Source organism: Stenotrophomonas sp. (assembly GCF_059505245.1).
Genome location: NZ_JCACKF010000014.1, coordinates 68,736 through 92,184, shown reverse-complemented (window position 1 = coordinate 92,184; position 23,449 = coordinate 68,736). Strand labels below are relative to the sequence as shown.

Here is a 23,449-nt window from a genome sequence, read left to right as displayed (position 1 = left end):
GCGGCATGGATGCCGCGGCCAAGCCCCCAGGTATGTTTTTACGGCGTCCCCTGAAACCGTACCCACCCCGCCAACCCACGGATAGCCCGCTTCTGCTGTTGACGTTGCCTCTGCAGGTGCAGGGCTGCAAGCCCTGCAACCCAAACCCCCTCAGTGAGCAGCAGGCCGCGACGGTGGCAGCCACGCCGCGACGATGCCCAGCAGCGGCAGGAACGCGGTCAGCTGATAGACGAATTCAATGCTGGTCCTGTCTGCCAGCATGCCCAGCACGGCCGCGCCAAGCCCGCCCATGCCGAATGCAAAGCCGAAGAACAGGCCGGACACCATGCCGATGCGGTGCGGCATCATCTCCTGCGCGTACACCACGATGGCCGAGAACGCCGAGGAGAGCACGAAGCCGATCAGCACTGCCAGCACTGTGGTCCATAGCAGATCGGCGTGCGGCAGCATCAGCGCGAACGGGGCCACTCCGAGGATCGAGGTCCAGATGATCGGCTTGCGGCCGATGCGGTCACCCAGCGGGCCGCCGAGGAAACCACCGGCGGCAGACGCCACCAGGAACGCGAACAGATGCAGTTGCGCCTGTGCCACCGGAATGCCGAAGTGGTGGATCAGGTAGAAGGTGAAGTAGCTGCCGATGCTGGCCATGTAGAAGTACTTGCTGAAGATCAGCACCAGCAGGATCGCCAGCACCTTGGCCACGGTGCGCGACGAATGCCGCGGGGCCATAGACGCGGTGCTGGCCGGACGTGGTGTGCCCAGGTGCAGTGCATACCAGCGACCAACATAGGTCAGCAGCGCGATGCCGATCAGCGCGGCGCCGGCAAACCATGATGCGGCACGCTGGCCATACGGCACGATCACGGCCGCAGCGATCAACGGCCCCAGCGCGGTACCGAAGTTGCCACCCACCTGGAACACCGACTGCGCGAAGCCATGGCGACCGCCCGAGGCCAGCCGGGCGATGCGCGAGGCCTCCGGGTGGAAGATGGCCGAACCAATGCCGACCATCGCCGCAGCCATCAGCACCACCGCGTAGTTCGGCGCAAAGCCGAGCAGCAGCATGCCGCACAGGGTCGAGGCCATGCCGATCGGCAGCGAATACGGTGCCGGGCGGCGGTCGGTGGCCATGCCGATCAACGGCTGGAAGATCGACGCGGTGAGCTGGTAGGTCAGCGTGATCAGGCCGATCTGGGTGAAGCTGAGGTTGAAGCCGCCCTTGATCACCGGATAGATGGCCAGGATCAGCGACTGCATCATGTCGTTGACGACATGCGAGGTGGAGATGGCGGCCAGCACGCCGGGAGCCACCGGGCGTGAGGTCGTTGCGGGAGAAGCCAGGGTCGACATGGACACAGTCAGGTTGGGGGCGAGCCACGCATGCTACGGTGGACCCCCACTCCCTTCTGCCGCGTTCGGGTCATGGCATATCGCAAAAAGGACACTCCCTGCCCGATCCGCGAGACCGCGCCGTGGAACGAAGTGCCGGTACACCGCCCGGTGACCAGCCGCGCCCGGCACTACCCGCCCGGTACCCACATCGCGCCACACCGGCATCGCCGTCACCAACTGGTCTTCGCCATGTCCGGCCTGATGGTGGTGCGCGCGGACGGTGGCCGCTGGGTCGTGCCCTCCACCCGCGCGATCTGGGTTCCGGCCGGCATGGTGCATGCGGTGGACTGCATCGCCGAGGTGCACATGCGCAGCCTGTACGTGGAACCGGACTTCGCGCCGCAACTGCCGGATGGGGCGTTCGCAGTACAGGTGGCGCCGCTGCTGCGCGAACTACTGCTGGCGGCCAGCCTGATCGAGTCCGCGCACGTGGACGACAGCCGCGACGGTCGCGTGGTGCGCCTGCTGCTGGACGAGCTGCACCGCATGGACGTGCTGCCGCTGCACCTGCCCTCGCCCACCGACCCGCGCCTGCAGAGGATCTGCCAGCACATCCAGAAGCATCCCGCCGACGACGCCACGCTGCAGGACTGGGCCCAGGCGCTGCAGGTGGACGTGAAGACCATCCAGCGCCATTTCGCCGGCGAACTGGGCATGACCTTCGGGCAGTGGCGGCAGCAGGCGCGCCTGCTGGCCGCCCTGGAGCGGCTGGCAGTCGGCGACAAGGTCATCGATGTGGCGCTGGCGATGGGCTACGACAGCCCCAGCGCGTTCACCAGCATGTTCAAGCGCCAACTGGGGCAGACGCCCGCGGCGTTTTTCCGCTGATCGCAAACGAAAACGCCGGGCATGGCCCGGCGCTACCGCTCAACGCTTCGGTTGAAAAACTCAGGACGTCATCCGGTCCCAGAAGCCCTTCACGCCATCCATGAACGTCGCCGACTTCGGCGAATGCTTGCGTGCTTCCTCGCCGACAAAGGTGGCTTCGAACTGCTCCAGCAGCTTGCGCTGTTCGTTGGTGAGGTTGACCGGGGTCTCCACCACCACGCGGCAGTACAGGTCGCCCTCGCTGCGGCTGCGCACCGAACGCACGCCCTTGCCACGCAGGCGGAACAGCTTGCCGGTCTGGGTCTCGGCCGGGATGCGGATTTCCGCTTCGCCGCCGAGGGTCGCCACGCGTACGGTGTCGCCAAGCGCTGCCTGCGAGATGCGGATCGGCACTTCGCAGTGCAGGTCGTCGCCATCGCGCTGGAAGATCGCATGCTCGCGCACGCGCACTTCCACGTACAGGTCACCCGGCGGCGTACCGGCCGGACCGGCCTCACCTTCACCCTGCAGGCGGATGCGGTCGCCGGTATCGACGCCCGCCGGCACCTTCACCGACAGCACCTTGTCTTCCTCGACACGGCCGTTGCCGTGGCAGGTCTTGCAGGGCTTGGCGATGATCTGCCCACGGCCGCCGCAGTTGTGGCAGGCCTGCTGCATGGCGAAGATGCCGCGCTGGATGCGCACCTGGCCGCGGCCATGGCACACATTGCAGGTTTCGACCTTGCCGTCTTCGGAGCCACTGCCATCGCAGTCGCCGCACTCGGCCAGGGTCGGGATCTCGATGCGGCGCTCAACGCCGCGTACCGCCTCTTCCAGGTCCAGCTCCATCACGTAGCCGATGTCGGCGCCGCGACGGGCCTGGCGCGGCCCACCGCCGCCCCCGCCAAAAATGTTGCCGAAGATATCGCCGAAGATATCGTTCATGTCCGGGCCGCCCGGACCACCACCGCCCATGCCGTGCTCGAACGCGGCGTGGCCGTGGCTGTCGTACATGCGGCGCTTGTTGCCATCGGACAGCACTTCGTAGGCTTCCTTGCACTCCTTGAAGGAGGCTTCGGCCGCCGCATCACCCGGGTTGCGGTCCGGGTGGAACTTCATCGCACAGCGACGGTAGGCCTTCTTCAGCTCGTCGTCGGTGGCGGTGCGGGCAACGCCCAGCACTTCGTAGTAATCGCGCTTGCTCATATGGTGAATCTGGTTCCGGAAAGTCGGGATTCGTCAAAGCGGAAGAGCGGAACCAGGTCCGCTCTTGCGTCGGGCGCCCCGACACGCCGGTGGCGGTCAGGACCCTGATGCGACAACGGGACGCTGATGGCCAGCGTCCCGTGTCGGTCCGGATCAGGACTTCTTGTCGTCCTTGACTTCGGTGAACTCGGCGTCGACCACGTCGTCCTGCGCCTTGCCGGCGTTGCCGGCGTCGGCACCCGGGGCACCGCCCTGGTCGGCCGAAGCAGCGGCGAACAGCGACTGGCCGGCTTCCTCCAGCACCTTCGACTTGGCTTCGATCTGTGCCTTGTCGTCACCCTTCATCGCGGTTTCCAGGTCGGCCAGGGCCGCCTCGACCTTGCCGATGACATCGCCGCCGACCTTGCTGCCGTGCTCGGTGATGGCACTGCGGGTGCCGTGGATCAGGGCATCGGCCTGATTGCGGGCCTGCACCAGCTCCTGGAACTTCTTGTCTTCTTCGCGGTTGGCTTCCGCGTCGGCGACCATGCGTGCGATCTCTTCCTCGGACAGGCCCGAACCGGCCTTGATCTCGACCTTCTGTTCCTTGTTGGTCTTCTTGTCCTTGGCCGACACGTGCAGGATGCCGTTGGCGTCGATGTCGAAGGACACTTCCACCTGCGGCAGGCCACGCGGAGCCGGCTCGATGCCGGACAGGTCGAACTTGGCCAGCGACTTGTTGAAGCGGGCCTGCTCGCGCTCACCCTGCAGCACGTGCACGGTCACGGCCGACTGGTTGTCCTCGGCGGTGGAGAACACCTGCGAGGCCTTGGTCGGGATGGTGGTGTTCTTCTCGATGATCTTGGTGAACACGCCGCCCATGGTTTCGATACCCAGCGACAGCGGGGTCACGTCCAGCAGCAGCACGTCCTTGACGTCGCCGCCCAGCACGCCGCCCTGGATCGCAGCGCCCAGTGCCACGGCTTCGTCCGGGTTGACGTCCTTGCGCGGTTCCTTGCCGAAGAATTCGGTCACCGCCTGCTGCACCTTCGGCATGCGGGTCTGGCCACCGACCAGGATCACTTCGCTGATGTCGCTCGAACGCAGGCCGGCATCGTTCAGGGCGACGCGGCACGGCTCGATCGACTTCTTGATCAGGTCTTCCACCAGCGCTTCCAGCTTGGCGCGGGTCAGCTTGATGTTCAGGTGCTTCGGACCCGAGGCGTCAGCGGTGACGTACGGCAGGTTCACTTCGGTCTGCTGGGCGCTGGACAGCTCGATCTTGGCGCGCTCGGCAGCGTCCTTCAGGCGCTGCAGGGCCAGCGGATCCTTGCGCAGGTCGATGCCCTGGTCCTTGTTGAATTCTTCAACCAGGTACTCGATGACGCGGTTGTCGAAGTCTTCGCCGCCCAGGAAGGTGTCGCCGTTGGTGGCCAGCACTTCGAACTGCTTCTCGCCGTCGACGTTGGCGATCTCGATCACCGAGACGTCGAAGGTGCCGCCGCCCAGGTCGTACACCACGATCTTGCGATCCTTGTTGTCGCCCTTGTCCAGGCCATAGGCCAGCGCGGCCGCGGTCGGCTCGTTGATGATGCGCTTGACGTCCAGGCCGGCGATGCGGCCGGCGTCCTTGGTCGCCTGGCGCTGGCTGTCGTTGAAGTAGGCCGGCACGGTGATGACCGCTTCGGTGACCTTCTCACCGAGGAAGTCCTCGGCGGTCTTCTTCATCTTTTCCAGCACCTTGGCCGAGATTTCCTGCGGCGCCATCTTCTTGCCGTCGCTGGTGGCCACCCAGGCATCGCCGTTGTCATGGGCCAGGATGCTGTACGGGACGTGGGCGATGTCCTTCTGCACTTCGGCGTCGGTGAACTTGCGGCCGATCAGGCGCTTCACCGCGTAGAAGGTGTTCTTCGGGTTGGTGACGGCCTGGCGCTTGGCCGAGGCGCCCACCAGGACTTCGCCGTCCTTGGTGTAGGCGACGATCGACGGGGTGGTGCGATCGCCTTCCGAATTCTCGATGACGCGGGCCTTGCCGCCGTCCATGATCGCCACGCACGAGTTGGTGGTGCCGAGGTCGATACCAATGATCTTGCCCATGGGGGAGACTCCTGAGGATGCTTGTTGGGGTCAGTCCGGCCGTTCGGCCGGTGGATGAATACGATGTGGGGGAGGCTCGTGGAACATTCAAGCCATCTCCCGAACGCTGTGTTTCCGGTCGCCCGGCGCGTTCAGCGTCGGGCCGGTTGACGGGACATTCCCGCCTTCCGGCCCTGGAGGGGTCAGTCGGCGGCCACCACCACCAGCGCCGGCCGCAGCAGGCGCTCGTTGAGCAGGTAACCCTTCTGGAACACGGTCACCACGCTGCCCGGGGCGGCGTCTGGGGCCGGCACCTGGCTGATGGCCTGGTGGTGTTCCGGGTTGAACGGCTGGCCGATCGGGTCCAGCAGGACCAGCCCGTTGTCGGCGGCAACCTTCAGCAGCTGCTTGTAGGTCAGCTCCAGGCCCTCGCGCAGCGGATGCGGGTCATCGCCGGCCGCCTTCAAGCCGGCATCCAGGCTGTCGAACACCGGCAGCAGCTCGCCCAGCAGCTTCTCGTTGGCGAACTTGCGGGCCTGCTCGATGTCACGGGCAACGCGCTTGCGCTGGTTCTCGAGGTCGGCGCGCTCACGCAGCGCATCGGCCTTGATCTGCTCGACCTCGGCGCGCAGGCGCTCCACTTCGTCGTTGACGCCGGCGGCGGCGGCCGCATCGGCGGCAGTCTGCTGGGATTCGATATCTGGATGTTCGTGGTTCATGTCTGGGTCCCTGGCGGTCAGTCTCCGCCTCCACCCACCCTAGTGTGGGCGGGATGCTGCGTTTCAAGCGTCGGATGTTCCAGGAGTGCGCCCGGCTGGCGAAAACGCCGCGCCGAGTACATCGGCAGTGGCCTGGACCAGCGGGATCATCCGGTCGTAGGCCATCCGCTTGGGGCCGATCACGCCCAGCACGCCCAGCACCTGGCCATTGGCCGTGTAAGGGGCAGTGACCAGCGAGACGCCCTGCAGCGGCATCATCCCGGTCTCCTCGCCGATGAAGATGCGCACGCCGGGCGCCTGGATGGTCCGCTCCAGCAGCTGCAGGATCTCCCGCTTGCTGGAGAACAGCTCGAACAGCTCGCGCAGCCGCTCCAGGTCGGACAGGTCCTGCACCCCCATCAGACGGGTCTGCCCGGCCACCAGCATGTCATCGGCCGCCGGCTGCAGGGCCTGCTCGGCCAGCTCGATGCTGTGCGCCAGCAGCTGCTCCAGCTCCGAACGGGCATCACGCAGTTCCAGCAGCAGGCGGGTGCGGATCTCGGCCATCGGCAGGCCGGCGAAATGCGCGTTGAGGTAGTTGGCGACCTGCTCCAGCTGGCCCGGCGCGAACTCCTGGCGGGTCTCGATGACCCGGTTCTGCACCTCGTTGTCGGCGAACACCAGGATCGCCAGCACCCGGCGCCCGTCCAGCGCCACGAAATCGATCTGGCGGAACGCGAACTGCTCGCGCCGCGGGGCGCTGACCACGCCGACGAAGTGGCTCATCGCCGACAGCAGCTCCGAGGCGCTGCCAAGCAGGGCCTGGGTGCTGCCGCCGCCGGCCAGTTCCTGGCGCAGCCGGGCCAGCTCGCCTTCGCCCGGCGGCTGCATCTGCAGCAGGCTGTCGACGAACACCCGGTAGCCATGTGCGGTCGGGACGCGCCCGGCCGAGGTGTGCGGCGAAGCCAGCAGCCCCAGGTCTTCCAGGTCACCCAGGATGTTGCGGATGGTGGCCGGGCTGACCTCCAGCCCGGCCACGCGCGCCAGCGTCTGCGAGCCGACCGGCTCACCGTCCTGGATGTAACGCGCGATCAGCGTGCGCAGCAGATGGCGCGCACGCGGGGCAAGCTGGTCGGGAGAACCGTGCATGGAATCAACCTGTGAGACACGGACACTAGATAATGGCGGCGGATCACCTTGGCAAGTCATTGGACCTCCCGCGCCCGCGTGCTAGCGTTGCGCGGCTGCTGACACCCCCTTACCCATGCTCAGACATCTTTCGATCAAGGATTTCGCCGTCGTCCGCGCCACCGAACTGGAGTTCGGGCCAGGCATGACCGTGGTTTCAGGCGAGACCGGCGCCGGCAAGTCACTGATGGTCGACGCGCTGGGCTTCCTGTCCGGCCTGCGCGCCGACAGCGGCGTGGTCCGCCACGGCGCCGCGCGCGCCGAGCTGTCGGCCGAGTTCGCGCTGGATCAGCTGCAGGCCGCGCGCCAGTGGCTGGCCGACAACGAGCTGGACGACGAGGAGCAGTGCCAGCTGCGCCGCGTGATCCGTGCCGATGGCGGCTCGCGGGCCTGGATCAACGGCCGCCCGGTGACCCTGGCGCAGCTGGGCGACCTGGCCTCGCTGCTGGTGGAGATCCACGGCCAGCACGAGCAGCAGGCCCTGCTGGCACGCCCATCACAGCTGGCCCTGCTGGACGCCTATGCCGGCAACGAGGACGAGCGCCGCCAGGTGCGCCGCGCCGCTGCGGCCTGGCAGGCGCTGGTCGATGAATCGCTGGCGCTGTCGCAGCAGGGCGACGTCAGTGACCGGATCGGCTTCCTGGAGCACCAGCTGCGCGAACTGGACCGCGAGGATCTGGAACCGGAGTCGATTGCCGCGCTGGGCGCCAGCCACCGCCGCCAGGCCCATGCCAGTGCCCTGCTGGGTGCCTGCCAGGCGGCCAGCAACCAGCTCAACGGCGACGACGGCAGTTCCGCGCTGGACCTGCTGCAGCAGGTACGCCACGAGCTGTCGCGCCTGATCGAACACGACCCGCGCCTGGGCGAGGTGGACGGCCTGATCGAAAACGCCTCGATCCAGCTGCACGAAGCCCTGTCGCTACTGGACCGCGTGCATGACGACCTCGACGCCGACCCGGAACAGTTCGAGGAGAACGAGCGTCGCCTCGGCCGCCTTCACGACCTGGCCCGCAAGCACCGTGTGCCGATGGACGAGCTGGGCGCGCAGCGCGAGCGCATGCACGCCGAAGTGGAACAGCTGCGTGGGGCTGACGAACGCCTGCAGCGCCTCGCCGGCGAGATCGACAAGGCCGCTGCGGCCTGGCGCGTGCAGGCCGGGCTGCTGACCGCCAGCCGCCGCGCCGCCGCTGCCGAGCTGTCGGCCACCACCACCGGCATCATCGCCGAGCTGGGCATGGGCGGCGGCCAGTTCCTGATCGAGCTGGAACCGCAGGACGCCGGCAAGCCCGACCCGCAGGGTGCCGAGCGCGTGGAATTCCTGGTGGCGGCCAATGCCGGGCAGCCGCCGCGTGCCCTGCGCAAGGTGGCCTCGGGTGGCGAACTGTCGCGCATCTCGCTGGCCATCGAAGTGGCCGCGCTGGACCTGGATGCAGTGCCGACCATGGTGTTCGACGAAGTCGACTCCGGCATCGGTGGCGCGGTGGCGGACATCGTCGGCCAGAAGCTGCGCGCCCTTGGCGAGAAGCGCCAGGTGCTGTGCGTGACCCACCTGCCGCAGGTCGCCTCCAAGGGCCATGCCCATTACCGGGTCAGCAAGGCCCCGGTGGAAGGCATGACCCAGAGCGCAGTGGAAAAGCTGGACAGCAAGGCGCGCGAGGAAGAACTGGCGCGCATGCTCGGCGGCGTGGAAGTGAGCAAGGAAGCGCGCGCCGCCGCACGCAAGCTGCTGCAGGTGTAACGCCGGCCGAGCCGAGCATTGGCTCGGCTTCCGCAAGGTAGTGCCGGCCGCTGGCCGGCACCCCGATGCGGGTGGATGAAGATCATGAGGTTGCCGGCCAGCGGCCGGCACTACCCCTGTGGCTGCGTCAGATCGACGTTCTCCACCAGGAAATCAAGAAACGCGCGCACCCGCAGCGGCAGGTAGCCGCCCTGCCCCAGGAACACCGCGTGCACCTCTTCCAGGTCACCGGGATTCGCGTCCTCCAGCACCGGCAGCAAGCGCCCGGCGGCAATGTCCTGCTGCACCTGGAATGCTGCCAGCCGCGCCATGCCCAGCCCACCCAGCACCAGCTGGCGCAGTGCATCGCCGTTGCTGGCGCGCGCGTTGCCACTGGGCAGCAGCATGCGTTCGCGCCCGTCCTGCAACAATGGCCAGCCCTGCATCGCGCGCGCATGGCCGATATCCAGCCGGTTGTGCGACTGCAGCTCCTCGGCAGTGCGTGGCAGCCCGTGCCGCTGCGCATAGGCCGGTGCAGCCACGATCATCATCCGCGTCGCACCCAGCCGCCGCGCCACCAGGCTGGAGCTCTTCAGTGGACCGGCCCGCACCGCCACGTCGGTGCGCTGCTCAAGCAGGTCGATCACCTCATCATTGAGGGTCAGGTCCACGCCTACCTGCGGGTTGCGTTCTAGGAATGCCGGCAGCAGCGGCAGCAGGAAATGCTGGCCGAACGGCACGTTGGAGTTTACCCGCAGCCGTCCGCGCGGCTCGGCATGGGCACTGGCACAGCGCTCGGCCTCCTCCAGGTCGGCCAGCACGCGCAGGCCGCGCTCGTAGAACGCGCAGCCTTCCGGGGTCAGCTGCAGCTGGCGGGTGGAGCGTTGCAGCAGGCGCGTACCCAGCCGCTGCTCCAGCCGGGCCACCAGCTTGCTCACTGCTGACGGCGTCATGTCCAGGGTGCGTGCGGCGGCGGAGAAGCCACCGGTCTCGATCACCCGCACGAACACTTCCAGTTCGCCGGATCGGTTGATGTCGGGTCGCGCCATGGCGATGAATCCAGTTCACAGATGATTGTCCATGCGCAGTCTAGTTCACAGATGACCCCGGAATCACCATGGCGTTCCCTCCCACCTGGATTGCCCGATGAACCGCTTGAGCCAGCTCACCGCCACCGCCCTGCTCGCCCTGTCCGGCGTCGCCAGTGCCGCATCCGCCCCGCACTGGGTCGCCAGCTGGCAGGCCAGCCCGCAACCGGTCTGGGACGCGGATTTCCTGTTCCCGACCCTGGTTCCGGCCACGCTGCAGGACCAGACCTTCCGCCAGACCGCGCGCATCAGCCTGGGCGGGCCCCGGCTGCGGGTGCGGCTGAGCAATGCCTACGGCACCCAGCCGCTGCGGATCGGGGCGGCCAGCGTGGCCGCGGGCGCGGGCGCCACCCCGCAACCGCTCAGCTTCGACGGCCAGCCTGGGGTGTTGATCGGTGCCGGTCAGGAACGGCTGAGCGATCCGCTGGCGGTGGCCACGGAAGACCACCAGGCGCTGCAGGTCAGCGTCTTCGTGCCGGGGCCGACGCCGGTGCAGGCGTTCCATTGGGACGGCCGCCAGACCAGCTGGATCGCCGGCGGCAATCAGGCCCGGGCGCGCGACCTGCAGGGTGCCAGTTCCACTACCGCACGCCTGTTCCTCACCGGGATCGAGGTCGAGGCCGCCGCCAGTGCGCGCAGCGTGGTGGTGATTGGCGACTCGATCACCGACGGCGCCACCGCCAGCCTCGACCAGGACCAGCGCTGGACCGACCATCTGGCCGCGCGTCTGGCACCGCGCGGCGTCGCGGTGGTCAACGCGGGCATTTCCGGCAATCGGCTGCTGAGCGACGGCATGGGCGAGTCGGTTCTGGCCCGCCTGCGGCGTGACGCACTGGATCAGCCCGGCGTCGCCAGCGTCATCGTGCTGATCGGCATCAACGACATCAGCTGGCCCGGTACTGCCTTCGCCCGCGCGCAGCCCCGGCCCAGCCTGCCCGAGCTGCAGGCCGGCTATCGTGCCCTGGCCGAACAGGCCCACCGGCGGGGTCTACGCATATTCGGCGCCACCCTGATGCCGTTCGCGGGCGCCCTGCCCGGCACGCCGCTGGACGACTACTACCACCCGGACAAGGAGGCCCTGCGCCAACAGCTCAATGCATGGCTGCGCAGCAACAGCCCGTTCGACGCGGTGATCGACCTGGACGCGGCGCTGCGCGACCCGGCCGATCCGTCACGGATGGCCGCCGCCTACGACTCCGGCGACCACCTCCACCCGGGGGATGCCGGCAACCGGGCGATGGCCGAGGCGGTGGACCTGGAGATCCTGCTCGGTTGCAAGGGGTCAGAGCCCTTTGCTGGCGCAAAGGGATCCGACCCCGCAGAGCGCCCGGGGCCGGCCCCCTTTCCTGGAGGGAAAGGGCCCTGACCCCGGCAACGAAAAACCCCGGGCAAGCCCGGGGTTACGTCGCTAGCGGCTGGCCGGAACGGCCTACTTGCGCTTCTTGCGCACGTAGAGCACCAGCGAGTGTTCTTCCAGCTCATAGCCGTGATCGGCCGCGATCTTGCGCTGCAGCTCCTCGATCTCATGGCTTTCGAATTCGATGATCTTGCCGCTGTCCACGTCGACCATATGGTCGTGGTGGCCACCACGGTCCAGCTCGTAAACGGCTTGGCCACCTTCGAAATTGTGCTTGAGCACGAGGCCGGCGGCCTCGAACTGGGTCAGCACCCGGTAGACCGTCGCCAGGCCGATCTCGTCGCCATGCTCGAGCAGCTGGCGGTAGATGTCCTCGGCGGTCATGTGGTGCTGGTGGTGCTGGGCATTGCGCTGTTCGAGCAGCGCCAGGATCCGCATCCGCGGATGGGTCACCTTCAGGCCGACTTTACGCAGGTCGTGGGTTTCCATAGGTCTCCGTTCATTGGCGATTTAGCGCCAGCTGCCTCGGATTGGGTCGCGGTGGCACGCCGGGAGTGTATCATCGGTTTGATTTCCCCAACCGCCAGTCCCGATGCGCAATCTCCTGTTGGTCGCCGCCGTCGCCCTGTCCACCACCGGGTGCGGCATCATCTACAAGCAACCCATCTATCAGGGCAACCTGATCCGGGAAGATGCCGTGGCCAAGCTGCAGGTCGGGCAGAGCAAGCAGCAGGTCACCGCGCTGCTGGGCACCCCGTCCATCCCCGACCCGTTCCACGCCCAGCGCTGGGACTACACCTCCAGCCAGCGCGTGAACCGCCTCGGCCGCACCGAAGTGAAGAACTTCGTGGTGTTCTTCGAGAATGACGCCGTTACCCGCTGGGAAGGCGACTACTTCCCGGGCAACGACAAGGCCCTGGCCCAGCAGACGGTGCGCCAGTTCGGCCGCAACCTGCCGAAGGACAAGAAGAAGAAGGGCCGCTGAGGCCTGCCCGTCCGCAGGGACGGGTTGCCGGGATCAACCGCCGAGCGCGCGACGCCGGCGGTTGTCCTTGGGGTCGGCCAGCAGCGGGCGCAGCAGCTCGATGCGGTCCCCGTCCAGCAGCGCCTGCTGTGGACGGGCCAGCACGCCATGCACCGCGGCGGCCGGACAGTCGGCACTACCTTCCAGCGCAGCGGCGGCGATGGCGTCGGCCACGGTCGCTCCCTCTTCCAGCTGCAGGTGGCGCGACAGCACGCGCTCCGGCCAAGCCAGCACCACCTCGACCTCGATCATCGCTCAGCCCTCGTCGGCGACGCGGACGAAATCATTGACCATGCGATCGGCCAGTCCCTGGAAGCCGATCGCCAGGGCCGGACCGAGCAGGCGCGAGCTGGGTTCGAACTCCAGGGTCAGGGTGACCTTGCACGCATCCTCGGCCAGCGCATGGAATTCCCAGCGGCCGTGCAGCTGCTTGAACGGGCCATCGCGCAGCTGCATGTCGATGCTGTGCGGGCGCTGCAGGGTGTTTTCAGTCTGGAACCAGGTACTGAACGAGCCCAGGCCCAGGTCCAGGCGCGCCACCAGGCGGTCCTCGCCCTGCTCCAGGATCTGGGCAGCCGAGCACCAGCGGAAACGGCGCGGATAGGCCTGGACGTCGTTGACCAGGTCGAACATGCGCGCGGCCGAATGTTCGACCAGGGCGCTGCGGCGGATAGTAGGCATGAATACAGGACGTTTCGGCAATCGACCGGGCGGGCCCGAATCGGAGACAATACGGAAATGAGCAAGAACAGCGGCAAGGATAAAGCAAAGAGCGCGACGGCCAACAAAACCATCGCGTTGAACAAGCGTGCCCGCCACGAGTACCACATCGAAGAGCGCTTCGAGGCCGGCCTGGCCCTGCAGGGCTGGGAGGTGAAGTCGATCCGCGCTGGCCGCGGCAACATCATCGACGCCTACGCCTATGTGAAGCACGGCGAGATCTTCCTGATCGGCGCGCAGATCACCCCGTTGATCCAGGCCTCCACCCACGTGGTGGCCAATGACCGGCGCGAGCGCAAGCTGCTGCTGCACCGGAGCGAGATAGACAAGCTGGTCGGCAAGGTCGAGCGCGATGGCTACACGATCGTGCCCACTGCGATGTACTGGAGCAAGAACAAGATCAAGCTCGAAGTCGCGCTGGCCAAGGGCAAGCAGACCCACGACAAGCGCGATGCCGCCAAGGACCGCGACTGGGCGATCGAGAAGCAGCGTGTGATGCGTCGCGGCAACCGCGACGCATGACCGCCCCCATCGGCGCCATGGTGACTGCCAGCGCCGATGAAACGCGCACGTTGTGCGCGCGCCTGCTGGCCTTCAACCAGGCCCACGGCGGCGATTCACTCGATGAGACTCCAGTCCGCCTGGCCTGGCATGACGAGCACGGCGCGCTGCGCGGTGGTGTGCTGGCCGACGTCTGTGCCGGCTGGCTGCAGGTACATGTGCTGTGGGTGGATCCGGAACTGCGCGGGCAAGGCATCGGCCAGCGCCTGCTGGCGGAAGCAGAAGCCGCCGCGCGCCAGCTTGGCGCCCGCAACGTGATGCTGGATACCTTCGACTGGCAGGCCGAAGCTTTCTACCTGCGGCAGGGCTACACCGTCTATGGGCGGCTGCCCGATTGCCCGCCCGGGCACGAGCGGATCTACCTGCGCAAGCCATTGTCAGGTTCCTGACCGCGGCCGCGGAAACCGCCGACCGGTCACCCTGCCAGCACGCCCTGCCCGCGCATTCGCGGTGCCAGCGCTGCGTGCATCACGGCCAGGTGCATCACCACTGCCAGTTCCGGCGCATGCCGGTCATCGCCGGCGCGCCACCGCTGCGCCAACTGGGCCGCGTCGGCCGGCAGCAGGGCCAGCAGCTGGGCGTCATCCAGCGAATCGGCCGCGCCCTGGAGCTGCCGCGCCATCTGTCGGGACTGCCATACATGCACGCCGATGCTGAGGCTGGCCAACGACATCAGGACCACGGCCAACCCGTGCTCGAACCATTGCGACAGCACGTCCGGCCCCCACAGCAGGGCCGCCAACACTGCCAGGCCCGGCAGGCGCCAGCCCAGCCAATGGATGCGACCGCGCTGCGACCAGTGCACAACCACCGCACTGGCCACCAATGCCGCGGCCGCAGTCGCCGGCAGCTCGGTCAGCGCGGTGGCCGCAAGCAACACCGCCAGCACCGCCCAGACCCAGCCGGGCGGCAGGGCGCGCCGCTGGTAGTCGGCACCGACCGGCCCGATCAGCTGCCGCAGGCTGCGTTGTTGGCTTGCATCGGTCACCCACAGTCTCCGTGTCTGTCCTGGCCCGGATGGTCGCCGCCAGTGTGTCGCAAATTCGTGCCAGTGACGTTACCAATCCGCTATGCCGCTGGCTCTACAACATGTTGTGGATTGCCACGGTGACTGTTCAGCTGTTTTGGCGTAGCATTGGCAGCGTTGGGCAGGCACTGGCCGTGGCGACACGAAACAGGCCTCGTACCTTGCAGAACTTGAAGAAACCGGGGGTGCATTGGTTTCGACGGGGGTTGTGAAGTCGCCTGGCGCATGCCGAGGGGGTAGCTTTCCTCGTAAATCCAGCTGCAAAACTCTAGTTGCCAACGACGACAACTACGCTCTGGCCGCTTAAGGCCTAAGCCTCGAAACCGCTTGTGTCCATGCTCGCGGTGTAGAGTCACTATCATGGAATCGCGCTGGATGGCTGCCTGTCAGTCCGGCACTAGAACACAACAGGCTGGTTCCCGGATGCGCTTTGCGCACCGTGCTGTTCGGGGACGAGATCCAACGGTGAGCTAAGCATGTAGTGCTGGGGATGGAGTGCCTTCGGACGGCGGTTCAATTCCGCCCACCTCCACCATCTGTATGGCCTGTCGAGGCCGCAAGAAGCCGGATCTCCCGTCGAAGGGATTCCGGCTTTTTTGTGCCTGCTCGTCGTGCGGGAAGCGTGGGGCATAATCGGGATGGAGCTTTCGCTCCATCGCTGCATTGCCCCGGCCTGCTGCCGCCAGAAGGATCTGCAATGAAAACCGCCACAACCACGCTCGTCCTGCTCCTCACCACCCTCGCCGCAGCCCCAGCCACGCACGCTGCGGCACCGGCCATCGCGCCCCCCGGCACCGCCACGCTGGAAGCGCTGCTGGCCTGCAAGGCCGGCTCGAACTTCAGTGCGGCCGACGCCATCGATGCGCTGCAGGCCGCCGGCCTGGCCAAGAAACCGGGCGGCACCTTCGAGCCGGAGGACAAGCCGGTCGCGCTGTTTGGCGGCACGGTCACCAGTGCCGATGTAAACGTGGCCGAAGGCGAGAAGAGCCTCTTCGTGTACTTGAACGGCGTCGATTCCAAGCGCCTGGCCAAGGCCTGGTCGGTGACCGAGGTCAACGAGCATGCCAACACCGAAGAGCCGTCGTACGTGAAGCGCATCGACAAGCGCCACACCCTGCACGTGATCGCGGGCGACGACTACGAGGGCTATTCGGCTGCGGTGAAGTGCCAGATCAGCCGCTGATGGCGTAGCCGACGCTACAGCCAGCGCGGCACGCGATGACGGTATTGCGCGTACGCCTCGGGAAAGCGGGCCATCAGTGCCCGCTCCTCCGGCAGGATCTGCAGCCGGGTGATGTACACCAGGAACAGCGGCACCACCAGCAGCGCGATCAGGTTCTGCAGGTACACCATGGCGCCAAGCAGGACCAACGCCTGGCCCAGATACATCGGATTGCGCGTGCGGCGGTAGATTCCGCTGGTAACCAGCGCGCTCGACGCCGAAGGTCGCAGAGGATTGACGGTGGTACCGGCGCGCTGGAAAGACAGCTTGGGCAGCAGATTGAGCACGACACCCAGCGTCACCGTCACGCCTGCGAGCAGAACCGGCACCGGCACCCGAAGGTGGAAACCCGGCCACAGCCAGCGTGCTGCAAAGCCCGCAGCGGCGCACAGCAGCATTACCACGGGCGGGGGAATGCGGGTTTCCAGCCAGGCCATCGCGATCACCGTGTCCGTTCCATTCGCCGCAGTGTCACACTGAATGGCTGAATCGCCCACGGCGGCCAGGCCCAAACCGACCGTTCGGTCTATTCCGCTTTGACAGGCCGGCCGCTAGAGTGACGCCACCGCGCAGGAGCATCGTATGGCTACCACGGGCATGGGCTTCATCGGCCGCACGACCCTCATCATCACCGTGCTGCTCACCCTGGGGGGCTGCGCGACGCTGCGCCAGTTCGGACCGTCGGTGCAGGTCGCCTCGGTCACGCCCGGCCAGTACATCGCGCTCAAGCGCGGTGACATCCTCACCTCCGGCAAGCTCAGCGCGGCGACCACCGAGACCCTGCGCGTGGCCGGGCTCGATGAGGGCGTCTGTGCCAAGCCCGGCCTGCCGTGCATCGAGGCCATGGAAAGCAGCATCGTGGTGCGCGAGGAAGACAAGCGCTCCAGCCTGGCCGAGTTGTGGCTGCAGCATGCGATGACCCTGCCGGCACCGAAGCGCGAGTACTCGGCATCCGGCCGCGCCAAGACCGCGATCACCGAACTGGATGCCGACTTCCAGCCGCGCCTCGATGCGTGGATGCAGGTCGCGCGCCAGGCCTATGCCTATCTGTTCTTCACCGAGCGCACCGCCAACCAGCGTGGTTTCGAGGACCGCCAGACCCAGGTGCGCGACTACTACAACCTGGCTGTGCAGGAAGCCTCGGTGCAGCTGTACAACGCGTACGCCACCGGGCGCGTGCACAGCCAGGCCAGCCATTTCCAGCTGGGCCGCTGGACCTTCGTGCTGGCCCCTTCAGGCGAAGCATCGCCGCTGGACACGCGCACCCCCACCGAGCTGGTACCGGCGGCCTCGCTGTCGTTCACCGGCACGCTGCGCAGCGTGCATCGCCGCGATGGCTTCGGTGCCGAGCTGGTGGCGGTGATGGACGATCCGGCTGGCAGCACGGCCACCCCGCCTTCGGCAGCGACGCCCGCCGCGCAGGCAAGCACCCCGGCCGCGCAGAGCTGGAGCGAGATGCCCTCGCCTTCGATGACGGTGCTGCTGCGCTTCTCGGGAAAGAACCTGTGGGAAGTGCTGCACGACGACGAGCCGGAACTGGAGATCCACGATCCCTACCAGGTCTCGGAAGTAACCCTGCACGGCCAGCAGGTGCCGTTGGCGGCCAACTTCACTGCGGGCTACGCACTGTGGCTGGCGCGCTCCAACTTCAGCCAGCAGTCGCTGCGCTCGTTGTTTGGTGGCAAGGGCGGCATCGACGCGCCGCATCTGTACATGATGCAGCCCTACGACCCGAACCGCCGCGTGCTGTTGATGATCCATGGCCTGGCCAGCAGTCCCGAGGCCTGGGTGAACGTGGCCAACGAACTGATGCGCGACGACGAGATCCGCCAGGACTTCCAGGTCTGGCAGTTCTACTACCCGACCAACATGCCCATCGCGATGAGCCACGATGCGATGCGCCACACGCTGGCCGAAGTGCTCAAGCACTTCGACCCCAGCGGCAAGGCGCAGGCCTCGCATGACATGGTGCTGGTCGGGCACAGCATGGGCGGGGTGATCGCGCGGTTGATGGTCTCTTCCTCCGGCGACCACCTGGTCGACACCCTGCTGGCCACCGCGCAGATGACGCCCGCCCAGCGCGAGCTGCTGCGCACCAAGGGCGCGCCAGTACTGACCTTCCTGCCGGAACCGGAAGTATCGCGGGTGGTTTTCATCGCCACACCGCATCGCGGCACCGACGTGGCCGGTACCCGCCTCGGCCGCTGGATCGGCCGCCTGGTACGGCTGCCGCTGACCGTGCTGGAGGACGTGGCGACGCTGGCCAACGACGGCCAGATCGATCGCAACGATGGCAAGCACGGCTACCAGATGAACAGCATCCAGAATCTGGACAAGGACGACCCGTTCGTCCGTGCCGTGGCCGACCTGCCGATGTCACCGAAGGTGCACTACCACTCGATCATCGCCCGCGCCAAGGCCGATGGCCCACTGGAAAAAACCGATGACGGGCTGGTGCCCTACTGGAGCTCACACCTGCCACACGCCGTTTCGGAGAAGGTGATCGTGTCCGGTCACAGCGTGCAGGAAGCCACGCCGGCCATCATCGAGCTGCGGCGGATCCTGCATGAGGACATGCAGGAACGCGGGCGTACGGCAAAGTAAGCCGTCCGCCCCTGCAGATCAGGCACCGGCCGTATGGCGCGAGAACGTGCCGTGCAGCGCCGCGGGAATCGCGAAGCCTTCCATGCGCACCTCGGGCCGGTAGTCGGCGCTGGGGGTGAAACGGAATTCGCGCGCCAGCAGCGCACACAGCAGTACCAGTTGCGCGTTGCCCACCGCCGACCCCACGCAGGAGCGCGTGGGGAAGCCATAAGGCACATAGATGCCGGCGGTGCGCTTGCGCCGCTCGGGCAGCCAACGATCGGGATCGAACTGCAGCGGATCATCCCAGTACTTCGCCGAGCGATGCTGGATGAACGAACTCAGCTCGAACACCGTGCCCTCGGCGATGGCCTGCCCTTCCACCTGCAGATCGCAGGCGGCCACCCGGCGGTTGTTGAAGGGTGTGGAATACAGTCGCATCACTTCCTTCAGGAAGCGCATCGTGCAGGGAATCCTGGCCATCGGCAGCGCATGGATTTCCGCATCCGAGAGCGGCGCGAATTCCTCCTCGATGCGCTGGCGCCAGTGTGGATGCATCTGCATCGCCAGCAGCAGGCAGGCGGCCATCATGCCGGGCACCCCGGAAATGGCGATCAGCTGCACGGTGACCAGGTAGGTGACCTTGTCCAGGCCGATGCGCTCGCGAAGGGTCAACAATGACTGTGCATAGTCCAGCGGCGAACGTCCGCTGCGGACCCGGCGCCTGAGTTCGGCGGCGATCGCCCGCGATTCGCCACGACCGATGAGGAAGTTGCGCAGCAGATGACGCCGATGGATGACCTGCTCGACCTGGGTGGTGTAGCGCAGATGCAGGGCGCGTTCGATGGCCTCGGTACCGCGCGCGTCGAGCCCGTCGATCACCAGTGGCACCAGCGGATGCGCCATCACCTTCCACACGGCTGGCGTGGCATCCAGCTCGCGCCCGCACAGTGCGTCCAACGCCTGCCGCATGCGCGACTGCAGCGCCTCCAGGGTCTGCGCTCCGGTAAGCTCAGCACTGCGGGTCGCGATCAGGCTGCGCACTTCGGTCCAGCGCACGCGTTCGTGCCGGCGGAACAGGTCGGCCAGCGACTCGACCACGAACAGGTGCTCGGAATTCTCCTTGTCGACCTTGCCGGCCAGCTCTGGGCAGAACACCCCGATACCGCCGGTTTCCAGTTTCAGCACCGGTCCTTCGCGCTCCACCCGCGCAGCCAAGCGCTCGGCAGCAATGGCGCTGCCTTCATTCGACATCCCTTGCATGCAGTGCGTCTCCGGCAGGAAGGGACTCGAAAGACGAGTCCCTTCGTCTTGCTACCGCTCAATGGCGGGGTTGCCCCGCGGGATCAGAACTCGACCCAGAGCGGCCAGGTATTCCACACACTGCTCTTCTCGTTCGGATGGATATTCAGAGTGACGCGCAATGCTCGGGCGAATCTTTTCATTTTCATTCCTTTGCTTGCTGTGTGGTTATGCCGGGATTATCCCGGCACCGGCTAGATAACACGACATAATCCCGCTGTCCAACCGGGCCGGTGGCGCGATGCAGCATCCGGGTGGTGGTCCATTGAGGGGAATCCCTCATCGCGCCTGCGCACGCGGCCTCCTATGCTGGGCTCACTTTCCCCCAACGGAGGTCCGCATGAACACGCAAGAGCCCAGCCGCCAGCCCAGCCCCGATCCGGCCGAGCGCGATGCCTTCTTCCCGTCGCCGTACTCGCTGTCGCAGTTCACCTCGCCCCAGAGCGACCTGTCCGGGGCCGACTATCCGGATGCACGCCGCGACGGCCGCTGGAAGGTGCTGATGATCGCCGCCGACGAGCGTTATCTACCGACCGCCAATGGCCATCTGTTCTCCACCGGCAACCATCCGGTGGAAACCCTGCTGCCGATGTACCACCTGGACAAGGCCGGCTTCGACATCGACGTGGCGACGCTGTCCGGCAACGCCGTCAAGTTCGAATGGTGGGCCTTCCCGCGCGAGGACCGCGAGATCGGTGCCCTGTACGAACGCTATGAGGCGCGCTTCCGCCAGCCGTTGCAGCTGGATGAGGTGGTGGCCGGCCTGGGAGCCGATTCGGACTATGCCGCCATCTTCATTCCCGGTGGCCACGGCGCACTGATCGGCCTGCCGGAGAGCGCGGCGGTGAAGGCCACGCTGCAGTGGGCCATGGCCGGGCAGCGCCACATCATCACGCTCTGCCATGGCCCGGCGGCGCTGCTGGCGGCGGGCGTCGACGAAGCCGACGGTGGCTCGCTGTTCCGTGGTTACCGCATCTGCGCCTTCCCCGACGCAATGGACCGGCAGACACCGGAGATCGGCTACATGCCGGGGCAGCTGCGTTGGTTCTTCGGTGAACGACTGGCCCAGCAGGGCGTGCAGATCGTCAATGAGGGCATCGATGGCAGCGTGCTGCAGGATCGCCTGCTGCTGACCGGCGACAGTCCGCTGGCCGGCAACGCGTTGGGCAAGCTGGCCGCGCGTACGCTGCTCGATGCACTGGCGGGGCGCTGAGCACATGCCTGCGCTGGTGCCCGCGCTGCTGGAACTGGAACAGGCGCGGTCACTGCCCGCGGTGGGCGGCGTGCTGCGCGCCGCCGCCTCCCCCCTGGGCTACGATCGACTGCTGGTGTTTGCCACCGGGACCGGGCTGGAACGCGACGCGCAGCGCGTGTACTGGATCGAGGGTGACTGGTTCGGCGACGGCAGCGATACCGGACTTGCCCGCTACCTGCATGCCTGCCCGGTCAACCGCCATGTACTGGACGGCAATGCACCGTTCTTCTGGAGCAAGCGTCAGGGCGTGCGCGGCGAACGCTATCAGGTGGTGAAGCAGCCGCGCGGCGATGGCCTGCATGGGTTGCAGGTGCCGGTGTTCGGCCCGACCGGCCTGGAGGGTGCGGTCAGTTTCGCCGGCACCTCGATTGATGCATCCGCCAGCGCGCGCCTGCTGCTGGAAATGGTCGGAACGTCAGCCTTCCGTGCGGCGCGCCAGTTCGCCGAGGCGCCTGCGGATATCCCCGCAGGCGCGTTGAGCGCACGCGAACGCGAGGTGCTGCGCTGGGTCGCCGCTGGACGGCGCCAGGCGGAGATCGCGGCCACGCTGGGGCTGTCTGCACGCACGGTGGAGAACCACCTGCGGCGAGCGCGACAACGGCTCGGCGTGGCCACCACCGCGCAGGCGGTGCGCGCGGCAGGCCGCCGTGGCGAGATTGAAGACTGAGCCAGGCTGTACAGATGCTGTCAGGCGTGCCGCGGCGTCAGCGTACCGATGAAATCGACCGGAATGGCAAAGCCTTCCAGCTGCATCCACGGCGTGGGCTCATCCTGTACCGTCAACTCGAAATCGCGGGTCACCAATGCGCAGAACAGCAGCAGCTGCGCGTGGCCGACCGCACTGCCGATGCAGGCCCGCGAGGAAAATCCGAAGGGCACGTAGGCGCCCTTGTTGGCCTGGCGTCGCTCCGGCAACCAGCGATCAGGATCGAAGCTGTCCGGGTTCTGCCAGTACTCCGGCGAATGATGCTGGAAGTAGGACGACAACTCGTATGCCCCGCCCTTGCGGATGCACACGCCCTCGATGTCGATATCGTGCGAGGCCGGACGATGCAGGGCGAACAGTCCCGGCCACAGCCGCAGGGTTTCCTTGACGAAACGCGACGTGCACGGCAGCGACTTGATCGGCAGCGCATACAACTGCTCCAAGCTCAGCGCCGAGGTTTCCTCGCGGATGCGCGCCTGCCAGTGCGGAAATCGATGCATCGCGTACAGCAGGCTGGCCGCCGTGATGCCCGGCAGGCCCGACATGCCGGCCAGCACCATCGACACCAGATAGGCCACGCGGTCCACCCCGACCCGCTGCACCAGCGGCAGCAGGGATTGCAGGAAGTCCTCGCGCGGCACGGTCTGGCGCGCACGACGCCGGATGTGCCGCGACACCGTGCGCGCCGCGCGGCGGGAAAGATGGAAGTCGATGATCCGCCGCCAGAACGAGAAGTTCTGCAGCACGATGGCGTTGTATCGGGTCTTCTGCTCACCGATGAGCGCATCGACGTCGGATCGACTGAGGCCGTCGATCAGCATCGGCAACAGCGACTGCGAGATCGTCCACCAGCTCAGTTCGCTGAGGTCATGCGGCCTGTCCGCGCGCTGGGCAAGGAAGCCGTGCATGCGCGTGTAGAGGTCGCGCATGTGGCCGGGACTGGCCAGCCGCCCGGCCTGCTCGCTCAGCAACGCCCGCACCTCGCGCCACGCAACGGGGTCCCTGCCACTGCGCAGCCCGAGAAAATCAATCAGTGAATCCGGTACGGTGTGCTGGTCGGTGTTGGCCTTGTCGATCCTGACCGCCAGGGCCGGATCAAAGATGCCGACGACATCATTGTTGAAGCGCAGTACCGGCCCTTCGCGACGCACGCGTTCGAGCAGGTCGTCGATGGAAACCACTTCCGCATCCGCTGCACGCTCATCCATGCCCTGCCTCCAATGCCAGGGAAGATCATCGACCCTCCCTGGCGATGTCATCGAATACGTGGAGTCCTTCCGGTCAGAAGATATTCCAGTAGCGATACTTGGAACGGATGCACTGCGTGGAATTGTCCGAACGCAGGTTCAGCGACACCTGCAGGGCGCGAATCAATCGTGTCATGGCACAGCTCCTTGTGGTTCCGTTGATGGTTGCTGCGGTGCCGGGTTCAGTGGCCGGCAGCGCCGTTCTAGCACGCAGGCCCGCGCTGGCGGGTCAATGCGCTGTCAAGGCCCTGCTGAATACGCCGCGGCGACCGGCGGATACCGCCAGCGCGCGCA

General features: G+C 66.9%; 23 protein-coding genes and 1 other RNA gene. 11 read left to right on the top strand and 13 right to left on the bottom strand.

Features of this window, described 5'->3' with window-relative positions:
• Positions 1-150 precede the first annotated feature (150 nt).
• The gene (locus AC5JLE_RS05650; RefSeq protein ID WP_041863321.1) at positions 151-1,350 is read right to left on the bottom strand and encodes an MFS transporter; all 1,200 of its coding nucleotides are present in this window, start codon (positions 1,348-1,350) and stop codon (positions 151-153) included.
• A 72-nt stretch (positions 1,351-1,422) separates the two neighbouring features.
• Between AC5JLE_RS05650 and AC5JLE_RS05645 the strand changes: the two genes are divergently transcribed.
• A complete protein-coding gene (locus AC5JLE_RS05645; RefSeq protein ID WP_014646814.1) occupies positions 1,423-2,220 on the top strand; it encodes an AraC family transcriptional regulator in 798 nt (265 codons plus the stop codon).
• 60 nt (positions 2,221-2,280) lie between these two features.
• On the opposite strand, the gene dnaJ is transcribed toward AC5JLE_RS05645, so the two are convergent.
• From dnaJ to hrcA, 4 genes are all read right to left on the bottom strand, one after another.
• The gene (gene dnaJ / locus AC5JLE_RS05640; protein WP_014036853.1) at positions 2,281-3,405 is read right to left on the bottom strand and encodes a molecular chaperone DnaJ; all 1,125 of its coding nucleotides are present in this window, start codon (positions 3,403-3,405) and stop codon (positions 2,281-2,283) included.
• 153 nt (positions 3,406-3,558) lie between these two features.
• Positions 3,559-5,481: a molecular chaperone DnaK gene (gene dnaK / locus AC5JLE_RS05635; protein WP_032959111.1), complete on the bottom strand. Its 1,923-nt coding sequence runs from the start codon at positions 5,479-5,481 to the stop codon at positions 3,559-3,561.
• Between the two features lie 182 nt (positions 5,482-5,663).
• Positions 5,664-6,179 (bottom strand): nucleotide exchange factor GrpE, encoded by a 516-nt coding sequence (gene grpE, locus AC5JLE_RS05630; protein ID WP_014646812.1) that lies wholly within the window; start codon positions 6,177-6,179, stop codon positions 5,664-5,666.
• A 63-nt stretch (positions 6,180-6,242) separates the two neighbouring features.
• The gene (hrcA, locus tag AC5JLE_RS05625; protein WP_010484463.1) at positions 6,243-7,307 is read right to left on the bottom strand and encodes a heat-inducible transcriptional repressor HrcA; all 1,065 of its coding nucleotides are present in this window, start codon (positions 7,305-7,307) and stop codon (positions 6,243-6,245) included.
• A gap of 115 nt (positions 7,308-7,422) precedes the next feature.
• Here hrcA and recN point away from each other — a divergent pair, with 115 nt between their 5' ends.
• The gene (gene recN, locus AC5JLE_RS05620) at positions 7,423-9,084 is read left to right on the top strand and encodes a DNA repair protein RecN (protein WP_496065099.1); all 1,662 of its coding nucleotides are present in this window, start codon (positions 7,423-7,425) and stop codon (positions 9,082-9,084) included.
• Positions 9,085-9,194: 110 nt separating this feature from the next.
• Here the strand turns inward: recN and AC5JLE_RS05615 are convergent, their stop codons facing one another.
• Positions 9,195-10,112: a LysR family transcriptional regulator gene (locus tag AC5JLE_RS05615; RefSeq protein ID WP_032959114.1), complete on the bottom strand. Its 918-nt coding sequence runs from the start codon at positions 10,110-10,112 to the stop codon at positions 9,195-9,197.
• Positions 10,113-10,209: 97 nt separating this feature from the next.
• Between AC5JLE_RS05615 and AC5JLE_RS05610 the strand changes: the two genes are divergently transcribed.
• Positions 10,210-11,517, top strand: a complete 1,308-nt coding sequence (locus tag AC5JLE_RS05610; RefSeq protein ID WP_496065098.1) for an SGNH/GDSL hydrolase family protein — start codon at positions 10,210-10,212, stop codon at positions 11,515-11,517.
• Positions 11,518-11,580: 63 nt separating this feature from the next.
• Here AC5JLE_RS05610 and fur read toward each other — a convergent pair whose 3' ends face one another.
• Entirely contained in the window at positions 11,581-11,997 is a 417-nt protein-coding gene (fur, locus tag AC5JLE_RS05605) for a ferric iron uptake transcriptional regulator (RefSeq protein WP_014646807.1), read from the bottom strand.
• 103 nt (positions 11,998-12,100) lie between these two features.
• Between fur and AC5JLE_RS05600 the strand changes: the two genes are divergently transcribed.
• Positions 12,101-12,493, top strand: coding sequence for an outer membrane protein assembly factor BamE (locus AC5JLE_RS05600; RefSeq protein ID WP_014036847.1), 393 nt, complete (start codon positions 12,101-12,103; stop codon positions 12,491-12,493).
• A gap of 33 nt (positions 12,494-12,526) precedes the next feature.
• Here the strand turns inward: AC5JLE_RS05600 and AC5JLE_RS05595 are convergent, their stop codons facing one another.
• The gene (locus AC5JLE_RS05595) at positions 12,527-12,784 is read right to left on the bottom strand and encodes an RnfH family protein (protein WP_014646806.1); all 258 of its coding nucleotides are present in this window, start codon (positions 12,782-12,784) and stop codon (positions 12,527-12,529) included.
• Between the two features lie 3 nt (positions 12,785-12,787).
• Complete coding sequence (locus AC5JLE_RS05590) at positions 12,788-13,213, bottom strand: type II toxin-antitoxin system RatA family toxin (RefSeq protein WP_032959119.1); 426 nt, start codon at positions 13,211-13,213, stop codon at positions 12,788-12,790.
• A 57-nt stretch (positions 13,214-13,270) separates the two neighbouring features.
• On the opposite strand from AC5JLE_RS05590, the gene smpB reads away from it, so the two are divergent.
• Positions 13,271-13,774: an SsrA-binding protein SmpB gene (smpB, locus tag AC5JLE_RS05585; RefSeq protein WP_005409231.1), complete on the top strand. Its 504-nt coding sequence runs from the start codon at positions 13,271-13,273 to the stop codon at positions 13,772-13,774.
• On the top strand, positions 13,771-14,202 hold the full coding sequence (locus AC5JLE_RS05580) for a GNAT family N-acetyltransferase (RefSeq protein ID WP_014646804.1): 432 nt from the start codon (positions 13,771-13,773) through the stop codon (positions 14,200-14,202). Before smpB ends, AC5JLE_RS05580 begins: the two co-directional genes overlap by 4 nt.
• A gap of 26 nt (positions 14,203-14,228) precedes the next feature.
• Here AC5JLE_RS05580 and AC5JLE_RS05575 read toward each other — a convergent pair whose 3' ends face one another.
• On the bottom strand, positions 14,229-14,801 hold the full coding sequence (locus AC5JLE_RS05575; RefSeq protein WP_329857595.1) for a hypothetical protein: 573 nt from the start codon (positions 14,799-14,801) through the stop codon (positions 14,229-14,231).
• 220 nt (positions 14,802-15,021) lie between these two features.
• Between AC5JLE_RS05575 and ssrA the strand changes: the two genes are divergently transcribed.
• Both ssrA and AC5JLE_RS05565 read left to right on the top strand, forming a co-directional pair.
• Positions 15,022-15,375, top strand: a transfer-messenger RNA (tmRNA) gene (gene ssrA, locus AC5JLE_RS05570).
• Between the two features lie 162 nt (positions 15,376-15,537).
• Positions 15,538-16,023, top strand: a complete 486-nt coding sequence (locus AC5JLE_RS05565) for a hypothetical protein (protein WP_100449813.1) — start codon at positions 15,538-15,540, stop codon at positions 16,021-16,023.
• A gap of 14 nt (positions 16,024-16,037) precedes the next feature.
• On the opposite strand, the gene AC5JLE_RS05560 is transcribed toward AC5JLE_RS05565, so the two are convergent.
• Complete coding sequence (locus AC5JLE_RS05560) at positions 16,038-16,499, bottom strand: methyltransferase family protein (RefSeq protein WP_049420521.1); 462 nt, start codon at positions 16,497-16,499, stop codon at positions 16,038-16,040.
• Between the two features lie 145 nt (positions 16,500-16,644).
• Here AC5JLE_RS05560 and AC5JLE_RS05555 point away from each other — a divergent pair, with 145 nt between their 5' ends.
• A complete protein-coding gene (locus tag AC5JLE_RS05555; RefSeq protein ID WP_496065097.1) occupies positions 16,645-18,666 on the top strand; it encodes an esterase/lipase family protein in 2,022 nt (673 codons plus the stop codon).
• Positions 18,667-18,684: 18 nt separating this feature from the next.
• On the opposite strand, the gene AC5JLE_RS05550 is transcribed toward AC5JLE_RS05555, so the two are convergent.
• Complete coding sequence (locus tag AC5JLE_RS05550) at positions 18,685-19,908, bottom strand: cytochrome P450 (RefSeq protein ID WP_238381426.1); 1,224 nt, start codon at positions 19,906-19,908, stop codon at positions 18,685-18,687.
• Positions 19,909-20,287: 379 nt separating this feature from the next.
• Between AC5JLE_RS05550 and hchA the strand changes: the two genes are divergently transcribed.
• Positions 20,288-21,160: a glyoxalase III HchA gene (hchA, locus tag AC5JLE_RS05545; protein ID WP_049404683.1), complete on the top strand. Its 873-nt coding sequence runs from the start codon at positions 20,288-20,290 to the stop codon at positions 21,158-21,160.
• A gap of 4 nt (positions 21,161-21,164) precedes the next feature.
• Complete coding sequence (locus AC5JLE_RS05540) at positions 21,165-21,869, top strand: PA1136 family autoinducer-binding transcriptional regulator (RefSeq protein ID WP_032959129.1); 705 nt, start codon at positions 21,165-21,167, stop codon at positions 21,867-21,869.
• A 20-nt stretch (positions 21,870-21,889) separates the two neighbouring features.
• Here the strand turns inward: AC5JLE_RS05540 and AC5JLE_RS05535 are convergent, their stop codons facing one another.
• Positions 21,890-23,116, bottom strand: a complete 1,227-nt coding sequence (locus AC5JLE_RS05535) for a cytochrome P450 (protein ID WP_049404686.1) — start codon at positions 23,114-23,116, stop codon at positions 21,890-21,892.
• Between the last annotated feature and the right edge of the window lie 333 nt (positions 23,117-23,449).

Bases quoted from the DNA above. Each gene is read 5' to 3' on its own strand.
- AC5JLE_RS05595 (WP_014646806.1), bottom strand. From the start codon at position 12,784: ATGATCGAGGTCGAGGTGGTGCTGGCTTGGCCGGAGCGCGTGCTGTCG.
- recN (WP_496065099.1), top strand. From the start codon at position 7,423: ATGCTCAGACATCTTTCGATCAAGGATTTCGCCGTCGTCCGCGCCACC.
- hchA (WP_049404683.1), top strand. From the start codon at position 20,288: ATGAACACGCAAGAGCCCAGCCGCCAGCCCAGCCCCGATCCGGCCGAG.
- smpB (WP_005409231.1), top strand. From the start codon at position 13,271: ATGAGCAAGAACAGCGGCAAGGATAAAGCAAAGAGCGCGACGGCCAAC.
- AC5JLE_RS05650 (WP_041863321.1), bottom strand. From the start codon at position 1,350: ATGTCGACCCTGGCTTCTCCCGCAACGACCTCACGCCCGGTGGCTCCC.
- AC5JLE_RS05590 (WP_032959119.1), bottom strand. From the start codon at position 13,213: ATGCCTACTATCCGCCGCAGCGCCCTGGTCGAACATTCGGCCGCGCGC.
- AC5JLE_RS05550 (WP_238381426.1), bottom strand. From the start codon at position 19,908: ATGCAAGGGATGTCGAATGAAGGCAGCGCCATTGCTGCCGAGCGCTTG.
- AC5JLE_RS05540 (WP_032959129.1), top strand. From the start codon at position 21,165: ATGCCTGCGCTGGTGCCCGCGCTGCTGGAACTGGAACAGGCGCGGTCA.
- AC5JLE_RS05610 (WP_496065098.1), top strand. From the start codon at position 10,210: ATGAACCGCTTGAGCCAGCTCACCGCCACCGCCCTGCTCGCCCTGTCC.
- hrcA (WP_010484463.1), bottom strand. From the start codon at position 7,307: ATGCACGGTTCTCCCGACCAGCTTGCCCCGCGTGCGCGCCATCTGCTG.
- AC5JLE_RS05600 (WP_014036847.1), top strand. From the start codon at position 12,101: ATGCGCAATCTCCTGTTGGTCGCCGCCGTCGCCCTGTCCACCACCGGG.
- AC5JLE_RS05535 (WP_049404686.1), bottom strand. From the start codon at position 23,116: ATGGATGAGCGTGCAGCGGATGCGGAAGTGGTTTCCATCGACGACCTG.
- grpE (WP_014646812.1), bottom strand. From the start codon at position 6,179: ATGAACCACGAACATCCAGATATCGAATCCCAGCAGACTGCCGCCGAT.
- fur (WP_014646807.1), bottom strand. From the start codon at position 11,997: ATGGAAACCCACGACCTGCGTAAAGTCGGCCTGAAGGTGACCCATCCG.
- AC5JLE_RS05645 (WP_014646814.1), top strand. From the start codon at position 1,423: ATGGCATATCGCAAAAAGGACACTCCCTGCCCGATCCGCGAGACCGCG.
- dnaJ (WP_014036853.1), bottom strand. From the start codon at position 3,405: ATGAGCAAGCGCGATTACTACGAAGTGCTGGGCGTTGCCCGCACCGCC.
- AC5JLE_RS05580 (WP_014646804.1), top strand. From the start codon at position 13,771: ATGACCGCCCCCATCGGCGCCATGGTGACTGCCAGCGCCGATGAAACG.
- AC5JLE_RS05615 (WP_032959114.1), bottom strand. From the start codon at position 10,112: ATGGCGCGACCCGACATCAACCGATCCGGCGAACTGGAAGTGTTCGTG.
- AC5JLE_RS05565 (WP_100449813.1), top strand. From the start codon at position 15,538: ATGAAAACCGCCACAACCACGCTCGTCCTGCTCCTCACCACCCTCGCC.
- dnaK (WP_032959111.1), bottom strand. From the start codon at position 5,481: ATGGGCAAGATCATTGGTATCGACCTCGGCACCACCAACTCGTGCGTG.
- AC5JLE_RS05560 (WP_049420521.1), bottom strand. From the start codon at position 16,499: ATGGCCTGGCTGGAAACCCGCATTCCCCCGCCCGTGGTAATGCTGCTG.
- AC5JLE_RS05555 (WP_496065097.1), top strand. From the start codon at position 16,645: ATGGCTACCACGGGCATGGGCTTCATCGGCCGCACGACCCTCATCATC.